The sequence below is a fragment of the Brevibacillus laterosporus DSM 25 genome (genome assembly GCF_002706795.1).
Taxonomy (GTDB): domain Bacteria; phylum Bacillota; class Bacilli; order Brevibacillales; family Brevibacillaceae; genus Brevibacillus_B; species Brevibacillus_B laterosporus.
On record NZ_CP017705.1, the window covers coordinates 1,142,577 to 1,167,246 of the forward strand.

Annotated in this window: 21 protein-coding genes and 1 tRNA gene; 5 read left to right on the top strand and 17 right to left on the bottom strand. The window is 46.5% G+C overall.

Annotated features, from left to right (window positions below; translation table 11 throughout):
* The 17 genes from BrL25_RS05430 to BrL25_RS05510 all read right to left on the bottom strand — a co-directional run bounded on the left by BrL25_RS05430 (position 1) and on the right by BrL25_RS05510 (position 21,539).
* Positions 1 to 8,214, bottom strand: coding sequence for a phage tail tape measure protein (locus BrL25_RS05430; protein ID WP_018671630.1), 8,214 nt, complete (start codon positions 8,212 to 8,214; stop codon positions 1 to 3).
* A 49-nt stretch (positions 8,215 to 8,263) separates the two neighbouring features.
* Positions 8,264 to 8,605, bottom strand: coding sequence for a hypothetical protein (locus BrL25_RS05435; protein WP_018671629.1), 342 nt, complete (start codon positions 8,603 to 8,605; stop codon positions 8,264 to 8,266).
* A gap of 20 nt (positions 8,606 to 8,625) precedes the next feature.
* The gene (locus BrL25_RS05440) at positions 8,626 to 9,105 is read right to left on the bottom strand and encodes a hypothetical protein (protein WP_018671628.1); all 480 of its coding nucleotides are present in this window, start codon (positions 9,103 to 9,105) and stop codon (positions 8,626 to 8,628) included.
* 119 nt (positions 9,106 to 9,224) lie between these two features.
* On the bottom strand, positions 9,225 to 10,052 hold the full coding sequence (locus BrL25_RS05445; RefSeq protein WP_018671627.1) for a hypothetical protein: 828 nt from the start codon (positions 10,050 to 10,052) through the stop codon (positions 9,225 to 9,227).
* A 28-nt stretch (positions 10,053 to 10,080) separates the two neighbouring features.
* Positions 10,081 to 10,521, bottom strand: coding sequence for a hypothetical protein (locus BrL25_RS05450; protein WP_018671626.1), 441 nt, complete (start codon positions 10,519 to 10,521; stop codon positions 10,081 to 10,083).
* Positions 10,522 to 10,535: 14 nt separating this feature from the next.
* Complete coding sequence (locus BrL25_RS05455; protein ID WP_157775847.1) at positions 10,536 to 11,282, bottom strand: hypothetical protein; 747 nt, start codon at positions 11,280 to 11,282, stop codon at positions 10,536 to 10,538.
* Positions 11,282 to 11,893, bottom strand: a complete 612-nt coding sequence (locus BrL25_RS05460) for a hypothetical protein (RefSeq protein ID WP_018671624.1) — start codon at positions 11,891 to 11,893, stop codon at positions 11,282 to 11,284. Before BrL25_RS05460 ends, BrL25_RS05455 begins: the two co-directional genes overlap by 1 nt.
* A gap of 4 nt (positions 11,894 to 11,897) precedes the next feature.
* Positions 11,898 to 12,332 carry a hypothetical protein gene (locus BrL25_RS05465; RefSeq protein WP_018671623.1) on the bottom strand — a complete coding sequence of 145 codons (435 nt, stop codon included), beginning with the start codon at positions 12,330 to 12,332 and terminating at the stop codon, positions 11,898 to 11,900.
* 14 nt (positions 12,333 to 12,346) lie between these two features.
* Positions 12,347 to 12,832: a hypothetical protein gene (locus BrL25_RS05470; protein WP_018671622.1), complete on the bottom strand. Its 486-nt coding sequence runs from the start codon at positions 12,830 to 12,832 to the stop codon at positions 12,347 to 12,349.
* Positions 12,833 to 12,921: 89 nt separating this feature from the next.
* The gene (locus tag BrL25_RS05475) at positions 12,922 to 13,896 is read right to left on the bottom strand and encodes a major capsid protein (protein ID WP_018671621.1); all 975 of its coding nucleotides are present in this window, start codon (positions 13,894 to 13,896) and stop codon (positions 12,922 to 12,924) included.
* A 58-nt stretch (positions 13,897 to 13,954) separates the two neighbouring features.
* The gene (locus BrL25_RS05480; RefSeq protein ID WP_155803012.1) at positions 13,955 to 14,269 is read right to left on the bottom strand and encodes a hypothetical protein; all 315 of its coding nucleotides are present in this window, start codon (positions 14,267 to 14,269) and stop codon (positions 13,955 to 13,957) included.
* Between the two features lie 119 nt (positions 14,270 to 14,388).
* A complete protein-coding gene (locus BrL25_RS05485; RefSeq protein WP_018671619.1) occupies positions 14,389 to 15,852 on the bottom strand; it encodes a GumC domain-containing protein in 1,464 nt (487 codons plus the stop codon).
* A gap of 58 nt (positions 15,853 to 15,910) precedes the next feature.
* Positions 15,911 to 17,506 (bottom strand): hypothetical protein, encoded by a 1,596-nt coding sequence (locus BrL25_RS05490; RefSeq protein WP_018671618.1) that lies wholly within the window; start codon positions 17,504 to 17,506, stop codon positions 15,911 to 15,913.
* A gap of 15 nt (positions 17,507 to 17,521) precedes the next feature.
* Positions 17,522 to 18,295: a metallophosphoesterase gene (locus tag BrL25_RS05495; RefSeq protein WP_018671617.1), complete on the bottom strand. Its 774-nt coding sequence runs from the start codon at positions 18,293 to 18,295 to the stop codon at positions 17,522 to 17,524.
* 312 nt (positions 18,296 to 18,607) lie between these two features.
* Positions 18,608 to 20,311, bottom strand: a complete 1,704-nt coding sequence (locus BrL25_RS05500) for a hypothetical protein (RefSeq protein WP_018671615.1) — start codon at positions 20,309 to 20,311, stop codon at positions 18,608 to 18,610.
* A 90-nt stretch (positions 20,312 to 20,401) separates the two neighbouring features.
* A complete protein-coding gene (locus BrL25_RS05505) occupies positions 20,402 to 20,947 on the bottom strand; it encodes a thymidine kinase (protein ID WP_018671614.1) in 546 nt (181 codons plus the stop codon).
* The gene (locus tag BrL25_RS05510) at positions 20,940 to 21,539 is read right to left on the bottom strand and encodes a hypothetical protein (protein ID WP_018671613.1); all 600 of its coding nucleotides are present in this window, start codon (positions 21,537 to 21,539) and stop codon (positions 20,940 to 20,942) included. Before BrL25_RS05510 ends, BrL25_RS05505 begins: the two co-directional genes overlap by 8 nt.
* 514 nt (positions 21,540 to 22,053) lie before the next feature.
* Between BrL25_RS05510 and BrL25_RS24675 the strand changes: the two genes are divergently transcribed.
* From BrL25_RS24675 to BrL25_RS05530, 5 genes are all read left to right on the top strand, one after another.
* Positions 22,054 to 22,212: a hypothetical protein gene (locus tag BrL25_RS24675; RefSeq protein ID WP_155803009.1), complete on the top strand. Its 159-nt coding sequence runs from the start codon at positions 22,054 to 22,056 to the stop codon at positions 22,210 to 22,212.
* A 5-nt stretch (positions 22,213 to 22,217) separates the two neighbouring features.
* On the top strand, positions 22,218 to 23,078 hold the full coding sequence (locus tag BrL25_RS05520) for a prohibitin family protein (protein ID WP_018671611.1): 861 nt from the start codon (positions 22,218 to 22,220) through the stop codon (positions 23,076 to 23,078).
* A gap of 196 nt (positions 23,079 to 23,274) precedes the next feature.
* A complete protein-coding gene (locus BrL25_RS24680) occupies positions 23,275 to 23,436 on the top strand; it encodes a hypothetical protein (protein WP_018671609.1) in 162 nt (53 codons plus the stop codon).
* A 95-nt stretch (positions 23,437 to 23,531) separates the two neighbouring features.
* Positions 23,532 to 23,605 (top strand) — tRNA-Gln (locus tag BrL25_RS05525).
* 201 nt (positions 23,606 to 23,806) lie between these two features.
* A complete protein-coding gene (locus tag BrL25_RS05530) occupies positions 23,807 to 24,424 on the top strand; it encodes a hypothetical protein (protein WP_018671608.1) in 618 nt (205 codons plus the stop codon).
* The last annotated feature ends 246 nt before the right edge of the window (positions 24,425 to 24,670 follow it).

Here is a 24,670-nt window from a genome sequence, read left to right on the forward strand (position 1 = left end):
TTAGCCTCCTTTGATTCCTTTGTAGTTACTACCCATGTTCGCCTTTACGTTGCCCGCGAACTGGTTCACAAGGTACTGGTTGCTGTTGTTTTTCTTGAGGGTATTCTCAAGCGCAGAAGTCATCTTCTCAACATCCTTGGTGTCGCCTGTCATGTTGTCGATGTTCACATTCACAGTGACGTTACCTGCACCGACTATAGTACTCTTGTGAGTATTATTCTTAGTCATGTAATCGTAGTAGTCCATTACCTTGAGACCACTCGGAACGTTGAAGGTAGACTGTGGCTTGCTCATCTTCTTATTCATCTCAGCTAGGTTCTTAGCCTGTTCCACGCCAATGGACTGAAGATTCTTCCAAATGGTCATGTACTCATCAGAGTTAGGTTTAAACCCACCAGTCTTGAGAAGAACGTCCCACTCACCTTGGAAACCCGCAAGTTTCTCATTAACTGCTGATATACGTTCCTTGTTCAGCTTTACAACCTCAGGAGCGTCTTCCTTCCCGCCGTTACTAGCCAGAAGTTCGTACATCCTCTTGTCGTACCCCATTTGAGTAAGGTCAAGTTGGTCAGTCATCCTACGTTGAAGTTCGTCAATCTTACTATTCTTGACCCCTGTCAACTGAAGCTCGGATTGGGCTTTCTGTTGCTTCTTATCGTTCAGCTCCGCACCAACCTTGTCCTTTTCTACACCATCTGCCATCATATCGTAAGTCTCTTGGAGTTTATTGATGGCTTTGTCGAAGAACTTGATGTTTTCCCTGAGGTAGTTTTCCATCAGGTCACGCATCTGCTTAGAGTCCTCACGAACCCCGCTGATAAGAAGTCGGGAACGTGTTACTTGGTAGTCAGTCTCGTTGTTACCTACACTCTTGGCAAGCTCTCCGTTGATTTTCTGAAGAAGCGCATCGAGGCTTTCGTATGTTATCGTTTGGTTTGCACCGTCAGTTGCAGGGTCAAGTAATCCATCCTTGTTGGTATCAAGTGGATGGTACTTGTTTTGTTCCTCCAACTTCTTGTTAATCTCCATTTGGGCTTCTACCTTAGCATCGAGGGCTTCCTGTTCGTAGTTGTACTCTTTCTTGAGAGTTTCCTCTACGTACTTTCCGTCACCATCACCTACTGCCTTGAACCCTTTCCAGTAGTCACTCCACGAAGAGTTATTACCACCGAGCGCGGCTCCGATTCCACTAAATACACCGTCCCATGCAAGGTTGGCACCTTTCCACCAAGCACCTAAGCCAGAGGACTCCTCCCAATCCTTGAAGTCCTTAGCAAGCTCCTTCTTGTTCTCTGACCTGATTGCCTTCTTCTCATGGTCGGTCATTCCCATTGCAGTAAGAGGGTCAATAAGAGCCATTAGTGCATCTGCCCCCGCAAGTGCTGTTCCGAGGTACGGAATCGCCTTCAGTGGTCGTAGCAACTTGCCAAACTTCCCTACAGTCTTACCTGCCTTGGTGATTCCACCGAGAAGACCTTTACCTGCTCTTGCCGCCGCCCCTGCTTCCCCTGCACCTGCCGCCCCTGCTCTTGCGGCACGTTCAGCGTTAACAGCCCGCTCTTTGATGACCTTGCCATCCAGGTCGCGGAGTATTTCGCCGTTAACTCCACGCATAGGCGTGTTCTTGCTGAACAGTGAACCCAGGCTCTTGGTTTGGAACACGTCCTTAACCTTACCGAACACACCACGCTTACCGCCGCCAATCAAATCCTTGGCTAGGAGACCCATCATAGCCATATCCATGAGACCGACACCGCTGTGACCTGCACTTCCCACATTCGCAACACCGCCACCAGGGACACCCAGGGAACCTGTAAGGTGGGCACGTTCAAGCTCCTTCATCTTGCTGACATATTTTGTGGCATCCATGGCACCTTCCTTGAAGGATTTGTTGAGCTTATCAACTTCTCGCTTCAACTTCGAGATGTCGCCGTCCGACATTCCTGCTTCCTTACCGATCTTCTTGATCTCGGCATCATATCGAGAAGCATCTATGGTGCCAGTTTGGAACTCACGGTTCAAGAAGTTCAGGTTACTCTTCAGCTGTGTCGAGTCGATTCCCATGTCGTCCATTGCCAATGTCAGTGCCCTAGCACGATTTTGAAGTTGAGCCATCGCCCTACCATTGTCACCAAGTTCAGCGTCCAGGGCTTCAAGACTACGTCTCGTCTTTCCGTCCTGCTGGTCCAATTGTTGAAGCTCCTTACGAAGCTGTTCAATCTCTTTACCCTTAGCTTTGGCTGTACTTTCCGCATGGTCTCGCTCTACAGAGTGGAAAGAAGCGGCTGTTGTATCACCTTTCTTAATAGCCTTCTCATAGAGAGATTGGTGTTCGTCGCGTTTGGCTTTCAGTCCGTGAATTTCTCCCTCCTTACCCACGATCTTTGTGTTAACCTCAGCTCTGTAAGAGTTTCTAGCGTTCGCACGGTTCTGATGGTGAGCGATCTCTTCTTGGATACCAATGCGTCTAAGATTTTCCATTCGAGCGTTCTCATTAATGGCATTACCGTAGCTCTCAATTTTCTTCGCGTGTTTCTTCTTATCTGCATTGTCCACCGCATCACTGAACTTGCCCCATGCGATCTTAACCCCTACGCCCGCCATAATACGAGCGATTAGACCCATGGTGTCTACAATACCTCCCGCATTTTCACCGATCATACGCAAGAAAGAAGTAAGGTAAGTTGCAAGGTTAGAGAACTCCCCTTTTAGTTCCTCCCAAGCGTCATATGTGGAGATTTGCCATGCTGTTTTGACTTGGCTTTGACGGAACTTCCATGTATCCATCATTCCTGCACGGATGTACGTGGAGGTATCTTCATCTGCATTCTTGATGCTCTCAACGTAAGCATTTATGGATTCCTTAATGCTTAGTTCCCCATCCTTGTTGGCATCAAACTTGTCGTCTTTTGTGACGTGCATTACCTTCTCCATGGTATGTTGAAGGTCTTGAGTGAATGCAGATACAGCCGCCGCACTACCCGTGTGCCATTGAGGGAACAGCGGCTTCCACATCTCGATACGGTCTTTATCTGTCATCTTCATGCTCGTTTCAAGGATACTTCCGAAGATGTCTACAAAGTCCCTAGCGGAGCCGTCCTTATTGTATGGATTAAGGTCTCCGAACAGCTCAGGATTCATAGATGCCATTTTCACAAGCTCATCTCGACCCTGTTTGGTATAAGGCTTTTCAATGATAGCTTTCCAGAACGTACCACCCTCCGTACCAGAGCGGGCAGTCGCTTGAACGAACATGGACGAGAAGGCAATGGAGTGTGCCAATGCGTCTTCTTTGCTCCTATTACCCATGGCATTACGGAACAGGGAACCTGCCTTTTGTTGAGTAGCAATAAGGTCTTCGATCTTCGCTTGAGATATGTTAGCCGCCATAATCATCATGTTAGAGACTTTTTGGAGAGTATAACCGTTAATACCCCACTGCGAGGAGATGGCTTCAAAGCCCGTAGCCGTTTTCTCAACGTCAACTTCCTCAATCGAACGTACCTTAGCGACTTCCCTTGCAAAAGCAGTAGCTTCGTAAGGGTTATCGTACCTACGGGAAGCGATGTGGTAAGCAAGACCCACCTCCTGTTGATCAAGACCGTTTAGGAGGGCAATCATCTGAAGGTCTTTTACAACCCCTGTTTTCATGTACTCCTTTACTTCGGTTGTAGCGAGAGCAACTTCATCATCTCTCTTCTGTTTTGTCAGCTTACCACCGTTGCGATCTTCCAACTCTTTCATAGCCCCATCGACTAACACCTCACCAAGACGGGACATGTTAGGAAGAACTCGTGGAGCTGTAACCTTCTCCCCGTTGGAATCAGTAATTTCGTAGTTACCTCCAACTGGTTCCAGGTACTTAACCTCGAAATTCTGCCTAGCCTTCGCAAGCTGATAGTCAAACTCCTTAGCAGACTGGAAGGATTCGTGCAGAAGCATTGTAGGGTACCCCATAAGCGCACCCGCTGTGATGTACCGCATGGTATTGACTACTGATGTACCAAATCCACCCCTAATCCCGCCGCCATTCTGACGTTTATCCTGGACAGGATTGCTCACGTAGTTTCCGAGGATATCACCCGTCCTACCGATTGTTGAACCGATGGAACTGGAAGCTCTCATGGCGTTCTGAGTAACCATCTGCAATGCTTCACTGTGCTTGAACAGCTCACCAGTAGCTTTGTCGATTGAACCAGTAAGAGTTCTGAGATTACCCTCAGCATCCCTTAGTTTAACCGTCCAGGTATTGGTAGCATTATTAACATTCATCTGAGTAATTTCATACCCTTTGAGGGCATCTACAGTCTTCAGAACAGAGTTCAACTGCTCAGTAAATACTACCTTATCACCCTTCAACATCGGAGACTCTGCAATCTTCTCGCCGCGCTTACGTCTGATCTCCTCTTGCTTCTTTAGCTCACGGTTGATCGCCATAAGCTCAGATTTGAAAGCACGGGCTTCAGCAATGTCCTGAGGGTCAATAGCCCGATCAATGAGTTCAGCTAAGCGGCTCAACTGCCCTTCGTCAACGAGGCTGTCCATTCTAAGCGTTTCGAGGTCTCTGTTAAGAGCGTTCTTCGATACTTGAAGGGACTTCTCATGGCGTTGATTAGCATTAAGCTGTCTGCTTTCCCGAACAAGGTCAGCGTAGTACTCTTTCGCGTCTTTGAACTTCGAATGATCAGCGTATGAATCGTTAATGAGGTCACCAAGTCGAGCCATCTTATTAACTGGCAACAGACTTCCCGCCATCAAACGGTTCATCTTCTCGCTAAGCTTGTCGATTTCACGCTCAATACCACTTACCTTCAGGATTCGGTCATATCCCTTTGCAACCAAGTCAATCTCGCGGTTGAGCTGTCTCATAGCCTTCTGAGCTTTTGTGATGTCTTCCTCGTTAATAATGTCAGCATTGGCAAGAGAGTCTACCCTACGTTTTAAGCTACTAAGATGATCTTCCAAGTCCCCCATTTGCTCAGAATTGAGCTTTCCGATAAATTTGGTTCTTAGAGACTCCATCTTGATAGCAGAACTGCCTCGGTACTCAGTCAGCTTGTTCTTCATCTCCGCTACATTGGATTGAGTCGTTGCACCCAAGTTAATCTTCCTGAACTGCTCAACCATGTATCTCAGTGACAAAGACGCATCAAGGATGGATTCACGCAAGGTTTGATAAGGAGACATATCCCCTACTCTATGACCTTGCTGGAATCTACTTACAGCTTCCTGCACCCGCACCATGTAGTCGTTGTCAAGAAAGTCATGCAAACGACTTCTTTGATCTTCGGAAAGGTTGCTTTTCTCGAATCTGTTCTTGGTGTTAAGAACCCTAATTCGTGCTTCCCTTTCCCAACGATTCATCATGTCGAACTCTGAGTACCCTTTAGGTGGCTTGTCTGCTGTAGGGTAACGTGTGTCTACAGGAAGGTTCGCTCTCGGCTCTCCAAATGGGAATGGCTGAGAGGTCAATTCCAAAGAACCTCCCGCAGGTGGACGGTACCCAATACTCGATGTGATGTGTGGCAAATTCTTAATTCCGTCTATAGCACCTTTGTAGAAGGATTCCAAGTTCTTGGTAAGTACCTCGACCATACGGAACTGAACATTGTCCATCATCTCCCCAACACGTCTTACAAGGACATGAACGCTAGTAAGATCAGGTTGAACGTCTACTTTCCCCAAAGCTTCGCTGTATGCAGAAATTGCTGAGGAAGTATTCTTCGCAATTGCGTTATGGAACTTGTTAAGTACAGTACGTACCCCTTCTTCCATGATCTGACCAGTAGCCTTCTCAAGAGACACACCCGCCTTGAAAGCCTTCTCCCAGTCAGCTACTTTATCAAACCCTTCCGCTGTAGCCAGTGCACGTCTAACATCTTTATGGAGTTTCTTAGGGTTCAGAAAGATCGCATTAGCACCATCAGCAATACCTCCCACACCTTCAACAACCTTGCTCGAAGCCATGTTCAGCATGGATTGAATGGCATTACGCATAGCTGTAGCAGGAGCATCAGTAGCGATATGTAAGGGAATAGAGTCAGGCTTCCATGCCGCGATATTGGACAATACAGCTTCATGTAGTTTCTTCTGAATGGTTGTGACAGCTCCCGTAAGAACCAAAGGCTCCTTAGCATCGAGGAACGTGATATTGCTCGTAGCAATCTTACGGTTCAGTTCCTCACTCAACTTACTGTGCATGGACTGAGCTGTAGCGACAGTCATAGTGAAAGCCCCAAAAGCAGAATCTACTGCCTTCGTAAACTCAGTAACGGTCTTCTGAAGTGTCATCTCCATCTCTTTTTTAATTCGTGCTTGGTCGTCCTTCGTAAAGGATTGGAACCCGTTTGCACTGATTCCTTCAGCAAGGGTTCGAGCATTCTTGGATGCTTGGTCAACGATCAACTTAATCAGCTCTTTGGACTCCTGTGCCATTACTGCATCAAGTTGAGCAAGATCAGAAGCAGATGGTTTTACACCTTCTCCCGCACGAAGCTGAGCCAACAACTGCTCGGATTGAGCCATCAGAATACCTTTTAACGCAGTATTGATAGAGGAAGTAGTACTCTCAGGCAAGGTAACAGTATCTACTGTTCCTGCCGCCCCGTGAGGGACTGCCTTGAATCCCTGAACCATCTCTTTTACTACTTTCTCTATCTCAGCAAGAACACGAGGACGTAGCTGATCTACTGGAAGGTTTACCATCACGTTACCTACAGCAGTCGGTTCAAATTGGAACTTAGCAACCCTAGTAATGGCTTGAGAAAAAGAGTCAAGAACCTCCTTGTTGCTTGCAGTTAGCTGTGCTGTCAGTTTCTCTAAGGAATGTTGGGAGTCAAGAAGCATCTTAGCTCTCATCTGAGAAGACCATTCACGGAAGTGGTTGATAATCAGGTTGAAGTCGATTCCTAAGTCAGCATGTGCAAGGTTCTTAACCGCACTTTCAGCAGAAGTAATAAGAAGCTCTTGCACCCCCTTGATACTGGCAATCCACTTATTGTTCTCACCTGCGCCCTTTGTGGATGCTCCTGTTGCAGGGTCAATTCCAAGTCGAGCCGCCAAACCCGTAACCATACCATTGATCTCAGCTTGGATGTGCCTGTCTACTATATGACCAACATTGTCAAGAGTAGCCTTGTAGTTCGCGTACTCTTTAGTACCTAGTGGGACTTTCTTGATCTCCTCGCCCACACTTGTGATAAGTAAACCAACTTTATCCACGATTGTCGTTCTAAGACCTTGAATTTTGCTAAGCACGGATGCCAATTCCTTCTCCTGACCGTTAAGGCGAAGACCTTTCAACTCAGCGTCAAGTTGAGTGATCTGTGCTACAGTGGTCTCCATCGCAGTACGGAAGTTCATCATGCTCTTGTCAAGGTTAGGGAGCTTCTTCAGTTCGTCCAGGTTAACATTCAGCAAATGCTTGTCAATGTCACCAATAGCTTCCTTGATACGTCCTACAGCCATGTTCAAACGAGCAGAGTCGAACTGTACTGGCTGAATGTTTCCGACTACAATGTTCTTAGGGTCACTAATATGCTTCATGAACTCATTGGATACAGTGTTCATAAGATGCTTCAGGTCTTCTTCCTTCACCTCAAACTTCATAGGCTTAGGAACCCTAGCCATCGTACCGTCCTTCATCTCCTTAGTTACACTACCCCAAGCGAAGGACATACGTGTAGAGATTGCGCTCTGAAGCTCCTTATTGAATCTCTCTTGAAGCTCACGGAATCCGTACTCCGAGAAGACGAAAGGTTTAACATTTCCTACCTTAATCGAAGACGCTTCAATGGCTTCTTTCATTTTAGCTCTTACCTCAGAAGTCATACTACTCCACTTCTTTTGCGTAAGGTTTACGCTAAGCGGTGACAGGTCTCCTTCGATATTGACCTTACCGTGTATAAGCTTAGATGCAATAGCAGACTCTACCGCACTCTTAATCGAATTTGCATTGAGCTTTATGTTAGAACCATCTTTGATTTCAGCAACAGCTCTAGCAATCTTGTCGCCAATAGCAAGGTTCATACGCTCAGAATCGTTAGCTACTTTATGAACAGCGTCCGAGAGGACATTGAATGAAGCCCCCAGTTTAGTAACCTCACCCGCGAACTTTCCAGTCTCAGATACGGACTGACCGAAGTCCATAAGAATCTCGGTTGTTAAAGAGTGTTTTTGTCCTTGAGTCTCACCCAAAATAATCACCGTCCTCATAAAAAAATCCCGTCCTACCTTAGTTTAGGCAGAACGGGATAGAACTCACTTACCCTCCAAGAGCTTGTGCTAAGAGACCGATGTCATCTTCGCTAATCTCAATATAGTCTTCATCATCGAAGGTTCTCTTACGTCTGATAGTTCCGTCAGCACCTACTGCTTCTGCTTCTTCTCCCCCACCGCCACCGAACATACGGAGAGGTGCTGTCATAAGCTCAACCTCGAACTGAATGTACTTATCGGCTGACTTACACAGCTCCGCAACCTGAGGGAGTGTGTACTCCCATATCTCCCACTTGTTCAGTCCACAATGCTTATGGAGGGTGAAGAAAATCTCTCCCCAGTGCAGTGGCTCCTGTGTCTCCACGTCACGGATTTCGGTGCCCTCCATTGGCTCCCCCTCGGCGCGTTCTACTTTTTTAGACCGTTCAAACCGATAAGGATGTCGATCACCGAACGTGCGGTATTAAGATCAAGGTACTCGTCCAGGTAGTCTCGGTTCACAATATACTCCCCGTTCTCTCCCTTAGTAACAATATGATGGTAGTTCTTGAACGCCATGGCTAGGATGTCGAACAAGTCGTTTTGCCGCTTCTCATCGTTCTCTGCATCGTCCGTTGGGATGAAGTTTAGGATGATAGCATCTACGTTCACCGTCTTCAGGAGCTTCATCAATCGGCGGGCATCCTTCAGGTTACACGGAGGGATACGGTATTTTCGTTTATCTCGGAGAGTAATAACCTCATCATCCTCGAAGAAAGCCCTCTCAGCGGCATCTGCTTCCTCCTGAGTTACCTTCTTGTTGTTTGGGTCATTCTTAAATCGTTCAGCGGCTTCAGCATTCATCTTCTCAGCCAACTCACGCTCTGCACGTTCCTTTTCTGTTTCCATTATGTAATCCTCCCCTGAGTTTATATCCCCTGAAAATAAAAAACCTGGCAAGGCAAGGGTCTGTGCAGGGGAAGACACAGATTCCGTTCGATACCTTGCCAGGATTATTCAGCTATAGATTAGACCCTAGAAGTCGCGCTAAAGCGTTTGATGCTACCCAGTTTACCGTCAGCCCGTTCAGGGTCTAGGATTTGCAGTGAGATAGCAGACGCAGAAGCGGAAGCACGTTGAGCGTTGATACTGAACGTACCCTTTGCACGGCACATATACAGCTCGGTTTCTACACCCGCGAACGTACCATCTTTTTGTTGGAATGTACCGTGGTGGATAACCGTGATTGGGAACGGTACTTCGTCAACAAGCAGGTCTACCATGTCAACGACTTCTTCGCGCTTGTAGTTCATCACGACATCTTTACCTACGTGAGCCGCGTTCAAGACAACAACTCCATTAGTATCATCGAAGTAGAACTCATCAGTCGCAAGGTCAGGTGTAGTACCCAGGGACGCTTTCTTCTTCAGCAACTTGTTAACATCCTTCAAGCGAACAGCCATCTCACCGTCAGCTCCGTAGATAGTATCCGCGAAGTTAGGAGTTACCTCTGCATACCCTTTGTTGACGGTACTAGCAGAAGCCGAATCCTGTTCATTTAGCACCCACACGAAGGAGTTAACTTGATCCTGAACAGTGGAACCCATCATCAACTGAATCGCATCCAGATCGAACTTCGCGTCCGTTGCGGATACTTCAATGGACTTGGATTTAACCAATACGTCAATTGCGAACAGACCGTCACCGCCGAAGATGTCCTCAAGCTCTACGTTAAGGTCGATTTTCAAGTCTTGAAGTGTACCAAGAGTAATTACCTCTACAGCACCCAACGGGTCAGTAGGGAGGCGTTTAGCCATGAATGTACCTACGCCCTTGATAATCATTTTCTTTGCCATCTCGTTCACTCCTTTTAGTTAGTAAAAGTTACTCCTCAAGAGTCACCGAGAACTCGATGACTACCGTGAAGCAATACATATTTGTGACATCCACATCGGTTTCGAATCCTTGAACGAAATAAGACTCGAAACTCTCGATTCCTTGCATTGGGTGTAGCTCACCATCAAACAACTTAATGATTCGATTTGCTAATCGCTGTGCGGCATCCACATCATCATTGGTGTAGATGTCGAAGACAAATGGGCAAACGTACACATAGTGATTATCAGGATTGCGACCTCCGTTAGGTGTATAGAAAGCCACGAGTGGGACGTTATCCTCAACCAAGTTAGTAGGCTTAGAACGCTTCTGAATGCGTCTTGCCTTCGTGAGATTATTAGTACTACCCCCTACTCCTAAGTAGTTTAGAACGTCAGTGTCATTCGCTAACACCTTGTAGATACCGTTATACAAATCAACTACTGCCATTTAGTTTTCCACCTCTAGTCTTTTCCGAGAGTAAATGTCTTTTTGGAAACGATATACTTTCTCGGGTCTACCTTATTGATTGCCGCCTTGTACTGGTCTAGGACAAACTTCTTGGTCGAGAACTGTTTAAAGGCACTCCGAAACCAAAACTGTGCGCTAAAGTCTTGCCCAATCCTCTTTAATACTGGATTCCTCTCACCACCCCTTGGTGATTTAGTGATACGTATGTTCCCACCGAGGTCTCGCCAACGTCCTTTCCTCCCTTCAGGTTTGAATTTAGACCTTGTTACAGAATACTGCCCTGGACTACGCCAAGGGTTAGGGTCAGCCATAACTTCAATCCAGTAACCTGAAGGGTCTTGCTTTCCCCCAATACCGTACTCGTAGTAGAGACCCACATACGACTTCTTAAACGATGCGTCCTGCTCCATTGCCCCTACACCCATCCTCAAGAGTGTATTGGCTTTACCACCGACAGAGCTTGACAACCACTCAGTCTGTAGAGCCACAATGGACTTTATCAAATCGTTTCTTCGGTCACGGTCACTCGTGATAGGCTGTCCTTCTATACGAACTGTCTTCTTTTCCCTCATGTCGAGTTTCCTTGCATTTGCAAGAGCAGTAGCAAGGATGTTCTGCCTGATAGTCATGGTCGATTCCTTCAGAGCACTCTTTAGTGCAATCAAAAACTCTTGCTCTTGGAAGTAGATAATATTATTCTTTTGTGACGGTCTTCCTCGTCCTCCTCGCGCCATTCGCATCACTTCCTTGTCTCAGTGCAAACATCAGCAATGACAACACCTGCAAAACTAACATAGTCCACGGCATCTACCTTGAAAGGTACCTGCTTACCGTTGATGTCCAATGTGATCTTGTCGAGGAGCCTTACATCAATCAGCGGAGCGTATACGCGGAACTCCACTTCAGGCTGTAGTCCTGGCTTCTTCTGCTCGATAGTCGCCCGCCCCGACTCGACATAGACTTTTAGGTTGTCTGCCACCTTAACGGGAGTCTTCTTGATGTTCCCGTTATCATCAGCGGTCTCCTCAATTCGCTCAAGGGTCATACCGCTATTGCACTCAAGCATCCGACAGATGGTGGCGATCTTCTCTGCCTGGACGATCTCATCCATTGAAGCAAGTACGAGGTAGTGAGTGTCCGTTATAACGCTTCGGATTAGGTTCCCGTTCCCCACAGCTACCTCGGGAATGAACTGCCCTTGCCTGTGGGCTTCCAGGGAGATTTCAGCGTAGGAAACCTTGTTTGCCTTACCTACGAGCGCAGTTGTAGATTCAACAACAGATCCCGTGGAGTCGATAACCTCTACGGGAGTGCCCTCATCAAGAATGATTTGTCGTTTGATGTCCTTCACTTAATCACGCTCCCGAATCCCAGTTACGGTTGGACTTGATGACCGTCAGCAATGCGGCATCACCGTTTCCGTTGTCCACCTCTACCGTACTGATCTGACCTAAGGAGTTCTCACAATCAGCCAAGAACTGCTGTGCCCTTTCATCCCAGTCCACTTTGTCCTTCTTCCACTTCACATCAATGGTCGATACCTCTTGGTTCACCCGCCGTGACATGCTCGGGCAAACCAAGTAGCAGATATAACAGACCACAGCATTTTTAATAAGTAGGAGATCGACAGCATCAGTGATTTCGGAGTACTTGGGCACCCGTTTGGTAATCACAGCTTCAGCGAGGTCAGTTATTAGAGGTTGGTTGATCTCCTGGTTAGGAAGCTCAGACTCCTTAGCCCCCAACTTAGACCTGACAGATGTCTCATAACCTTCGCTTAGAATTAGCATGGTGCCCCTCCTCCTTAGTTAGTAAACTGCTCGATACGTACCGTTGGTCGGCTTGCAGATCGAACGAACACCTTGTTGGCTCCCTTAAACTCTTTAGAAGCTCCTGGCTCCAATCGGTCAGCAGGGTCGAAGCTAATCGCGTCCACATCCGAGTAAAGGTCTCCCTCACCCAAGTTTGTGATGACCACCCGCTTAGCTTGCGGATGTACGCTGATGATCTTGTTCTCGTACAGTCGTAGATGATAGTCGAAAGCAACTAGCGGTTCAGCGTTGTTAGCTTTGTCTGTACCATCATTGCTTGAGGCTTTAAGCTGTTCTTTCTCGACAACTGCTTTGCCAGTTCCCCCTTCTTCACCTTGAGTTCCTGCATCTGCTTGTCCATCCTGAACCTCCTCCTTCTCCTTGAGCAATGCTTTCAGCTCGTTGTATTCCATTTCCTCGATCTGCTCAGCAGGTACACCGAGGTCTTTGAGTGCCTTGATTACGTCAGCCTTCTTCATAGGGGTTAGCCCTCCTCAATTGGTTTAGAATAAGAAAGGTCGCTACCGCTAGGCGATAGCCTTACAGTAGCGACCTATTGTGACGCGGATTAGCCGCTGAACGGAATTACCGCATCTGCGAAGATGAAGCCCGCAACATCCGAGATCATCTTTTGGTTGTACCAACGCTCAGCTTCTACGATGGTAGCCTTACGACCAACCTCGTACCACTTACGCACTTGGACAGCACCGTTACCGTCTTTGTTCCACATGAAGCTGTATCCAAGCGACACTTGCTTCCTGCCTGGACGTGGAGCAATGTATGCAAGAACTACCGAGGTTCCCCAAATGTAGTTCAGGTCTTCACGCTGTCCAGGCTGGTAAGACCCTGCGTTGGTCGCGTCAGACACTAGCGCTGAACCGACCAAGAAGTTATCAACGCCAAACACTGCTTTTAGCAGTTCAGTGGAGATGATTCCACGCTCAACATACTTGATGACTTCCTTGATCTTAGGGTGAAGTTTCAGCACGTTCATGACTTGCTCGGACATAATCATCGTGTTAGGACGAATACCCGATTTCTGGTGAAGTGCTTCCTTTGCCTTGTGAACGTCCAGGATTGGGTCGGAGTTCTCGTAGTCACTCCACTTGTACGTACCTGCCGTACCGAGAGTCAGCCGCAGATCATTGTGATAGTTGTTCGCGTTCATTACTTGGTTAGCCGCGTCAACCTCTTTATTCAAGAGGATACCTTCGGTAACAAGCTCTGTACCCTCGGTTTCGAGGTCGAACTCCTCATCTGCGTTTGCCTTTTCTTCGTCAGCAATAGCGTGACGGAGGGCATGTCCTTCGGTGAAGTACGTATCATTGGAAAGCGTCCAGTTGATCTCATTCGCTTCTGTACCAGGGGCACGAAGGTCGTTATGAGTACGGAACTTCTCCATACCGTATACGTAGTAACGGTCAGACTGCTTCTTTACTTCCAACGGTTTGAAGATTTGGTCAGCGATATACGCTTCGTTCTTGTAGCCGATGGAGATGTTCGACAAGGGTTTGTCGATATGCACCTTCTGAACTGTTGGCATCTATGTCACTCCTTAGTTAATATTAGGATAAGAAGGCTCCGTCTCCGAAGCCCAGTTATTACTTTGTGAACAAGTGGTACGACATCCGTACAGGGATTACATCACCTGCAACCCCGCCCTTTTCAGCGAAGCCTAAGACGTTGTAAGTGCCCGCAGGAGCGTTGTCCACGGAATCACCCTTACCACCTGCAACCGTGTAGATGCGATCAGTAACCGCTACGGTACCCGCCAATTTGATACTTGCGATACCTTCCAGTTTGATTGCAATTTGGCGTCCTGCTTGAGAACCACCATCACGCAACGGGTCATCCACTCGTTCGTCATTGTCAGCGACACCCAACGGGATAGTGTTGGCACCTGCAAGCTTCGTCAAGTCTTCGCCGCTGTGCTCGACAATGCGGTACAGAGGAATCTCGTTCTTCCCTGTGTCAGGGTTGACGTTATTCGCATCAATGCGGTAAGACTTTTGATGTCTCGTGAATTGACCTGCCATTACTCAGCACTCCCATCTTGTTTAGAATATTTCTTAAACATGAACTTAGTTGCTTCTGTGATCGAAACACCTTGTTCCTTTGAGTACTTGGTAGCTTCATCGGCTACGAAGTTTCGAAACTCTGTCTCATTCTCGAAATCTTCACGAGACTTTGGAGTACCATTATTCAATCGTTGCTCTCCACCAGTACTTCCGTCACTAACTCGCGCTCCTGAGAAGCGAGTGTTCACTTCAGCATCAAATCCTTGAATGACTTCCTTGATTTCAGCAACAGACAATGTACCCAAGAACTTCTCGTACATCTTCGAGTTAAAGGCATTGCCTTGTGCGCGAACACCTAGCTCAAGTGCTTGATTAGTCAAGTCTTGCCGATATGTGTTTCCCAGTTCAGCCTTCTCCGTCAGCTCCTCGTTCGTGCGAGTAAGTTCCTCGATAGCCTGGTCTTTAGTTGCAGATAGTTGTTTCTCAGCTTCTAAATCCGTAGTTGCTGTAGCTAGTTCACCGCGAACAGATTCAAGTTCAGCAGTCAAAGTTTGAACTTGCGAGTCTTTTGCTGAGAACGCTTCTTTAACCTTTGCAGTAAGTTCATCAGCAGTCAGGTTTTCAGTGATCTCAACACCTACTTGTGAGAACATAGCTTGGATTTTTGCATATTCCACTTCGGATTCACTCCTTTGCTTCAGATATTCAGCACCGTCAGTGCGATCATCAGTATCCGTAAATAGTACAGAACCGTCTTTCGTGTAATACTGGGTAATGGTCGCGTTTAACGGAATGTTTTTGAAGTTCTCTACTAAGTGTAGTTTAGAACCTTTGGTTTCTCCGCTAACGCCACCACCACGAGAAAAGTTATTCTTGATTGCGGCTCTATTACAAGCACCCGAATACACGAGGGAGTTCTCTAACAGTTCACCATCTCCGTCCTCGCCCGCCATAACGTAACAAGTATCGGTACGGTAAACTCCATCTTCACCTTTAACCTCGTACTTCTCACCAGGAAAGTGAGAGCAGTTTATGTAATCTCTAATGTCGTGATTACAGATTGTGCAGTTCCACTGTGTTGCATTGAATCCAATGGACGTATCGAAGATCGTACCTGCGTCAATCCCTTTAACAATGTCATCAGTGCTCATACCGCTCTCGGTCTGCCTACCAAGGTCGATATAGAACTGTCCGTAGACAGATTGTGTGTACCCATACTCCTCGTCAAACTCCTCACGAATATCCGCACCAAAAGAGCGACCTACGGGTAGACTTCTGCTGTTATGGTTCATAAGAAGTCCTACCCCTTTGTTCGCGTCCTTGACGAATTTTCGAAGGAGGTTCGGGTGCAACTTGGACGAATAAGCAGTCACCTGATCGTCAATCATCATGTTGGGGAAGACATATACTTCCTCAGTAGTCAACTCTCGTGCAGTGAATTTATTGATTCGCTCAAGTTGCTCGGGTGTTGGTCTTGGCATGTGAACACCTCCTTGATTCATCTATTCTAAACTTAGAGTAGACACTTCTCCTCAAACGTCACTTGGTCGTGTCTGAGGGGTCTGTCGCGTCCTTCTCGTCTGTGGTTCCTTTCGTGTCACTTCCATCCTTGTTCTGAACCGTACTCTTACCCAAGTGCTCCCAGTCAGGCTCAGCCACCGCAGGAGTTCCCACAGCACCAATAGATGCCATTTCTTGGTCAATCCATCCTTGGTCACGCTTGTACGCCCAGTTTTGAAGTGCTATTTGCTCGAATTGTGCTTGCTCAAGCTCTGTGCGGATTTCAACTGGCTCGAACTTAAACTCCACGATTCCTTGCTTACCCATGATGTTGAGGTACAGCGTGAGTGCGCGACTCATAATACGCTCGACAACCTCTTGCATGGCTTCTACGCCCTTCAGGTAGAGCTTAATCTCCATCTTGGCAAAGCTTTCAGTGTTACCAGTGGAGCGTCTACCCAAGATCGTGGAGAGCGTCTTGAGACCTGCTGTGATGAGTCCATCTATAGCACGCATCAGCTTCTCAGGGTCGATCAAGGAACCGCCACCACTGCCGCCCTTACCACCAACCATTCCGATCTCGATGCTGTTGAAGTGAACAAACGTGTCATCGACTTCCAGGTTGTTGTACATGTCGATAATTTCTTTCAGCTTCTCATTCAACCACTTCTGTTTTGCCAATTCGTTATTTCGAATGTTCACAGGCATCCTTTGTAGAAGAACATCCTCAAGAATCGTAATGTCAAACCTCGGATAACCTTGGTTATGGACAACCGCCTTGATGTCGTTCAAGACCTGCATCTGGAACATTACCGTGTTAATTGCTCCCAGTAGCGGAGATCGTCCGTAAGGGTCGTCTACGCGGGCATCTAGTGTCTCGTACAGGAACGTAGGAATGTCCAGGTTTACCTTGTCAGTGTCTTGGTACGGCACGTAGCGGTCTTGCTCAAACTTGAATGTGATCGTCCCTGGGTCAACTGGTGCCAGGAAAGCCACGTTCTGCAAATCCTGGGTCAGAACCAATTCAAGTGCCCCCGCCCCACGGGTGACCACGCTAAGCAACAACTGGTTCAGAACCTTATGAATTGAGTGAGATGGCTCAAATTGCATGATGTTAGGAGCTTCAAGCCGTTGGAAAAGCTGTTGAATCAGCTTCTCCCCTGCCTTGTCGTTCTTATCACTGCCGACCTTGTACACCTTTGTGGTGAACTTTCCTCGCCCAAGTCGCAGGAAGTTCCAAAGCGCAAAGGACATATCAGGGTGAGCATCCATAAGGATGTCGATAAGGTCTTCAATGGAAGAGCCTGACAAGCTCCGATCATCAAGACGCATGTCCCTCTGAACTCTCCGAGGTAATGCACCACCCGCGCCACCGCCGCCCGATGCAAACTTAGGAATCGTGGTACGGGTGCCGCCAAACTCAGAAGTGCTTTCACCCGTCCACAACGGGTCACTACTGGTTATAATCTCACCTGCGGCAAGTCGTTGACCGCGCTTACTACCGCCACCGAACAGATTACCGAAGAACCCCTTCTTTTCGGGAGCCTTCTGCTGATACTGCTGATAGGTCTGTCGGCTTTGTTGCTCGGGCTTCTTCCTGCGGAACAGGCTTGTAAATCTATCAAGTAAACCCACTCGTCACACCTCCTCTTAAATCAAGTCATCAATCTTGTGGAACACTTTTCGATGCTCCTCCGCGAACAGTTGAACTACTCCGTATCCTGGGAGACTCGCAGGGAACCCTTTCTGCTCACCGTATCCGCCGTGTTCGAGGGATGCACCTGTGTTGACGAACATCTGCTTGAGTACTACAGGCTCGTCTTTCCCAGGCGCGGGTAAGAATACTTCACGTTCAAACTTCAGGAGTTTATGAGTGTGACCCATGAAGTACATATGCGCTATTGCAGTCTCACGCATCTTTAACATGGCATTGATAACAGACGATTCCGTTGTACCGCCAGTGGCTCCGTGCCATGCGTATGTGGAATATGTCTGCCCACTACCAAGATTGAAGTTCACAATTCCAGAGAACTTGCCATAAGCATCAGGACGACCAATTCGATGACAAAACTCTTGCATGATCTCAAAAGAGGTGTCTCGTATGATTCGCTCCTCGTGATTACCTTCGATTACAATGTCTATAAGGTCTGCTACAGGTCTAAATGTCTCCACTGCGATCTCAAACTGTCTTTGAGTTGGGTATGCTTCATCGTAAACAGACCGTCCTACAGATGTCTTAGTAGCTACCTCCATTAAGTCTCCCATCAATAGAATGCGAGTACGATTTCGGTTCTTAACAGCAAACTGCAATGCTTTGTCAAGATATTTGGGATTGTGGTACCTGTTTCCGAAGTGGATGTCTCCAATCGGTAGAACGTACATCGACTGGTGAGAGCCGCTGTATCCCGATAAGAACTGCTTCATTCACTTTCTCCTCCCCTTATTTAGTCTTTATATAGACTAGACCGAAACAAGTAGGCGGCAACGCAAGTCCTGACGCGGGAGGGGTTGGGGAGGGTATAAGAAAAGAGCCTACCAAAAGTGGTAGACTCCTTGGAAGAAAGTCCCGCGCAACGCGAGGGAATATTAGCATTGGTTATGCTCAGATTGGTTATTATCATCTTTATATTCTTTGTGCTCAAATTTTGGGATTTCATGTCCCAAAAAACAGGATTTCACGTCCCAAAAAATAGGATTTAATATCCCAAAAAACAGGATTTTATCGCACTAAAGCATCTACGACTTTCTACGTGCTCCTTGGATTACTGGCATAGCAAAGTGCTCAGTTGACTCGACTTCATCCATGGAACAAATCCAAGTAGCTCCTGCACGGGCATCGGAGAAGTCTTTAGTTTTGTCCTTGTCGTGGTCAATCTTATTCCCATTAATAAGCTTGAGGTTACGTAGCTCCTCATTGGCGTTCATGTGAGTATCCTCAGGGATTACATGGTCAAGAAGCTCAATCATCCCCGTATAGATCAAACCCTTGAGGTTGGTGTAGATTTGCAATTGGAACGGATTAGACCAGTTCTTGTCCTCGGCTTCAACCCCGTACTGCATGAGCCGCTGAACGACATCTGCGGAGTTAAACTTATCGAAAATTGCCTTCTTAACATGCACTTGCTGACAGATCATCTCAAGTACCTCTGCTACGTTCAGGAGATCAACAGGTAGCCTCTCCTTCTTGGAAGGCTTCCACTCAAGGATAAGGTCTTCTACAGGCTTATTAACCCACTTCTCAATTATCCCTCCACCCTCATTTATCTGAATAATCGTAGGCTCCGCGTGGAATAGAGAGATACAGTAGGAGTCTGTTTCTACACCCCCGTCACCACCAAGGTAGTAGGTGAAGCTAGGGTCTAGTGCAAGATTATGTAACTCAAGACCAAGGAAGTGGCGCTCTACACCGTTTTGGAGGGTGCGTGTGGAAATTTTAGTCTGTACAACAAGGTTAGGACATTGCGACTGCTTCCCAACCTTGATAACCTCGTCAATTCGTTCAGGAAACTGGAATAGACCTTCTTTGTATTTCGGAGGTATACACTCATACTTCATCATAGAGCCTTCAGGGTCTCGGTCATAGTCCTTCTTGAAGGAAGCTTGACTCTTGGATGTGTTTACCTCCCACGTCTTCCCGATCATACCATAAACCTCAGGGTCTCCTTGCAGATACTCTTCGTACTTTTTGAACATAAAGTCGTCTTGGGAACGCGGGAACGAAATGAAAATCATAAAAGCCTTACTCTCATAACGAGAGAGAGCGGAGGAACGGAAAGTCGCATAAGCGTCCTCAGCCTTGTCGTACTCGAAACCCGCGATCTCGTCAAAGATAATAACGAGAGGATTGTATCCCTCAAATGAATCTGCTTCTGAGTGGGCACTGTGAGCTGTAATGTTTTTGTAGAATCGGATTTGGTTCTTAGTGAGTTGGAACTCATTATAAGCTTTAGGTTCAGAAGAAACCCTCTTGAACCATGGACAATTGTTCAGACGCGCCTTCAGCTTCTTGAAGTATACGTTGTTTGCTTGATAGGCATTAATTGCCACGTTTACAAGGTCGATATTCTCATCCTGACCAAAGCCGAAGTAATCCTGAGGGTCGTTCATACAGCACAGAAGGTAGCCTACGTAAGCCAAGATACCCGATGCCAGGAAGTCCTTGCCCGACCCCTTACCAAACATCACAACAAGCTCTGTGATCTGTCTGAGGTCTTCAGCGCACAGCTTTTCGTCACCTGTCATCTTGTACCATAAGATAGAATTGCACTTCTCTAAAAGCTCAGTCTGCTTACCAGGGTATGGCTTCTCGTTACAGAAGTCCTTAGATGAGAAAAAGGTTATTAGATCAACAGGCTCCTCCCGCCAAATACCTGTTTTCTGAATATTACCTTCCGCAAGATTTATGAAGTCGTCCATCAAGTTCCCTAAAAAATCACCCATTTATGTTCACCGTCCTTAACTCTCAGTAGGTTCTTTCGTATAGAGAAAGTAGAGAACGATTAATACCCCTCCTATAGAGAAGCCATCCTGTTAAAGGGATGGCTTCTGCTTTGAGAAACATGTTCTGCACATAGGCTCGTACATGTCGTCCCGAGCTACAAATGTGCTACCGTCACCTCTGTAGTAGTTAAGTGAAGCAAACTCCCCACACGAGCACCGAGTTCTCAATTTGAAACAGTTATCAGCAATTGCCGCGATAGAGGGCATTTGGGAGAATGGGACTCCATGCCTGTCCATATCCAATCCAGTTACTACTACGTTAACTCCGATCTCCCTTAGTGTTTGAATAGTTGGTATAAGAGTCGGGTCTTCGTAGAACAAAGATGCTTCCTCAATTCCCACAGTAGTCAGACCTGGATTAACGTGTAGAAGTATTTCGCTTGCCTTTTTTACCCTCGTTACTGGGTACATAAGACCGTCATGCGTTCTAATAACATTAGGCTCGTCCCTATTATCTGAGTAAGGCTTGAAACAGATCGCACCTGCACCCGCTTCTTTTAAGTTGGTGATCAGATTTGTTGATTTACCCGCGAACATAGTTCCCCAAAACACCGTCAGCTCTCCGTGCTTACTCATTCGGCTTCCCCCTCATCATGTCTGCAAACCATGTTGTTCCCTTAGCCATTTTCAATTTCTCCGCGATCACAGGAATCTTCTCAGGACATTCATCTTGAAGTGTGGATAGGACAATTTCCATGAACTTTCGGATGTTATTGTAGTCGTTGATCTCTTTCTGAATTTCGGTCATTTGCTTCAAGAACTCTCGCATCTCGGAAACTAATGCCTTGTACTGGTACGGGTTAACAAACTTACCCTTTTCGTAAGCATCTTCTTCCATAGCTTCGAGAAGCACCTTAGTTTTATTGAATAGAGAAGTTACCTCATGGATAATATCCAAGTGGTTGTTTACGACTTGAACAAGTCTTCGTTTGTCTTCCTTCACGATCTGTTTGTTAATATCAGGAAGTTTCTCGAAGAATCGCATGACCACGTACTTATCGAGAAGATCACCATCAGGAACTTTCCCACTCGCGTTCATCTCGTCAGCGATCTGCTGATAGGACATACCGCTCAAGCGAAGGTTCACTACATCTTCCTCAAGTTTGTACTTAACGATCTTGCTTTGCTTCGAGGTAAGTGAGAGTTCACTATTTCTCTCCTCTGCCATTGACCTCACCTCTTTCGCTTTATCTCTTAGGTTAGGCTGAACGCACCAAAACGCATCACGAAAAACCCCTCTACATGAGAGGGGCGGGTCTATTTGGTAAGTTATCTATGGTTTGGCAACTTCCTTTGCTCGTTCCTTGATCTCGAACTCTTCAGCAGTAATGATATAGATTTGAGCACAATACTTTATCAGCCCTTTGCTGTGCCTCCAAAAATCGTTCATTCCATTTTATACAGAAAGAACCTGCATTAAATTAAAGCCTTAACTCTCAAGGAATGACCTCGTATAGAGGAAGTGAGGGGGAATAAAATGATGGACAGATTTAAGGCTCCCGATCACAAAGACGAGCCACTGCCTATCGGTAAGACCTGCCCCTACTGCGAGGAAGACATTGTTGAAGGCGACAACATTGACGTTCTGCATGGAGGTGAGATCACTCACACAGACTGCACATCGGATTACCTCCGAGATCAACATGTCGATGAGGGGAACCTTATCGCAGAGAGGGACGTGATTGCCATTGGGTACATTGATTGCACTTTTGTTTAGCGTGATTTTAGCCGCTCTAGCCTTCTGGTTCTTTGCGGCTGTGATCTTCGTCCGAGTAGCGAAGTTCGTAAGGAGATTAGCAAAACCGTTCATTGACAATTTAAAAGATAAAGAAGAGGGGTAGATTGTATGAGTAATCGTAACTGGTTCGTCCTTGGTGGTAGTTTAGTAGGTACTCTCATAATTGGTGTACTGATCTATCTGGCGTTGACATTAACCATAATATCCCCTGGGTATGTTGGTGTGGTATACGACCGCTCAGGTGGATTAGAGGAAGAAACCTTGAAACCTGGTTGGCACACAGTTTATCCTACTCAAAAAGTGACAGAATACCCAATTAGCACTGAAACCGTACATTACAAGGGAGAAAGTGCATTCCGTATAGCAACGAAGGATGGCAAAGTCGTAACAGCCGAGTTAATGTATTCTTACCATATGGATGAGAAACGTATACCACATTTATTTGCCAAGTTCCGTGGTCGCTCTGATGATGACATTGAAGCGACCTACATGAAAGACCGCCTCTCTGCTACCATCCAGACAATAACTTCAAATTACGGTGTGCTTGAAGTATATGGTGATAAACGTGGCGAGATTAACGTAAAGGTTATGGAAGCATTTAAGAAAGACCTTGACTCTGTTGGAATCGTGATCGAAACCTTTAACTTCAGTAAAATTGAGCCTGACGGTGAATCTCTCAAGGCTATTCAGTCCTTAGTTGACTCACAGCTCAAGCTTGAGCAGTTGAAGATCGAAAAGGCTCAAGCTGAAGTAACTGCTGAAAAGCAGTTGGTGGAAGCTCAAGGTAACGCCGAAGCCAAGATTGCGGAAGCTCAAGGTACAGCTCAGGCGAACGCTAAGCTCCAACAGTCTATCACTCAACATTTAATCGACTACGAAATGGCTAAGCGTTGGGATGGTAAGTACCCTCAGGTAATGGGTGGTAATACGATCACACAACTCCCTGCATTACCTACGGCTGGCAAATAAAGAAGAGAGAGGGAGGAGAAATCCTCTCTTTTTCCTATTCTAATGAAGAAAGGAGATGATTCTAATATGTACGATTGCCCTGATTGCATGTCTTTCCTAGTGAGTTGTCCTTGCTGTCAGCACTCATTCTGCCCTGACTGCGGAGCGTCTGAGAATGATATCGAAGCCAAGAAGGAACAGGAGGAAGATAGCGAAGATGCTTAGCACTACGGAGCTAATCCAAGAATGGCATAGGATAGCGGTTAATGAAGAATCCCACTACGGTTGCATTAAAGACCCAACCTATTGTGGAATCACCCTTCCTAACGAAGGTGCTCGGGAGATCAGTAAGTGGAAAATATTTTTGAAAAAGCGTTAGATTCTACGAAATCATCCCTAATCTAGGTTTTAACAGATCACACCACGCGAGTGAGCGAGTCTCACAGCGCACAAGGGTGTGCCAATATGGGGTGTAGGGGATTAGTTTAGTGGTAGAACAACGGTCTTTGAAGCCGTTCGCACAGGTTCGATTCCTGTATCCGTTGCCATGACCGTTATGGGGCACTTCCACGCAGGTTCGATTCCTGCTCACGAATAGAATGGGTGAAAGTATCGGTGGTTCAAATCCACCTACGGTCTCTGTTGCTGGTGGCTAGGACGGTTTCTAGCGCGGCTCATACCCGTTGCAAAGTGGGTTTGACTCCCACACTTCAGCAACCTAACAAGAGAAAACAGGGGGAAATGAGAAAATGGCTAAGAAAACTACTCAAGAAACTAAAAAGGCTTTACTAGACGCATACGCACTTGTAATTGAAGAAGCTCGCCAGGAGTTTGAAGTTGAAAAAGCAGAGCAAGCGGCGACATGGAAAAAAGAACTGGCTCGCCAGAAAGAAGAAGACCTGTACCAGTTCAATAAAGAGAAACGTGCTCGTGAAGATAGCCTCGAAACAGAGTTACAAGATCGAGTAAAAGAAGTAGCTGATCGTGAAGCTAAAGTAGTTGAACGTGAAAACGCAATCGACCATGCAGAGCAAAGTATGGAAACACTTAAAGCTAAGGTAGACGCTATTCCTGACCTGTTGGCTAAAGCGGAAACACAAGGCTTCAATAAAGGTAAGACAGATGCGAAGAAAGATTTCGACAACGAGATTCGTTTGCAGGATGCCGAGAACAAAGCCGACAAGCGTGTTCTTGAAAACCGCATCGCTACACTTGAAGAAACAGTAAGTTCTCAGGAAGATATGATCGAAACATTGCGTGAGGAACTGAAATCTGCTAACAGCCGTGTTGAATCTATCGCTACTAATGCTGTTGTAGCCGCAGGTCAGTCCAAAGTGACTGTTCAGACAGCAACAACTGGTAAGTAATCGAGCGGTCAGCCACTATTATCTACGGATGTAGATTGCAAGTAGACAGGAGACTCAAAACAAGTAATTTAGTTTGTAAATAAAAGTGTAACTTAAATCTAAATAATAAGACAAACGTCAGAATACAAGAGACTCTGACGTTTGTCTATTTAAAAGTTATTATCGGGACACGATCTGTAAATCGTATTTTAAATACTACGATTTTTTCTTTAATTCTTTGAACCCACGATACACATTTACGGAAGC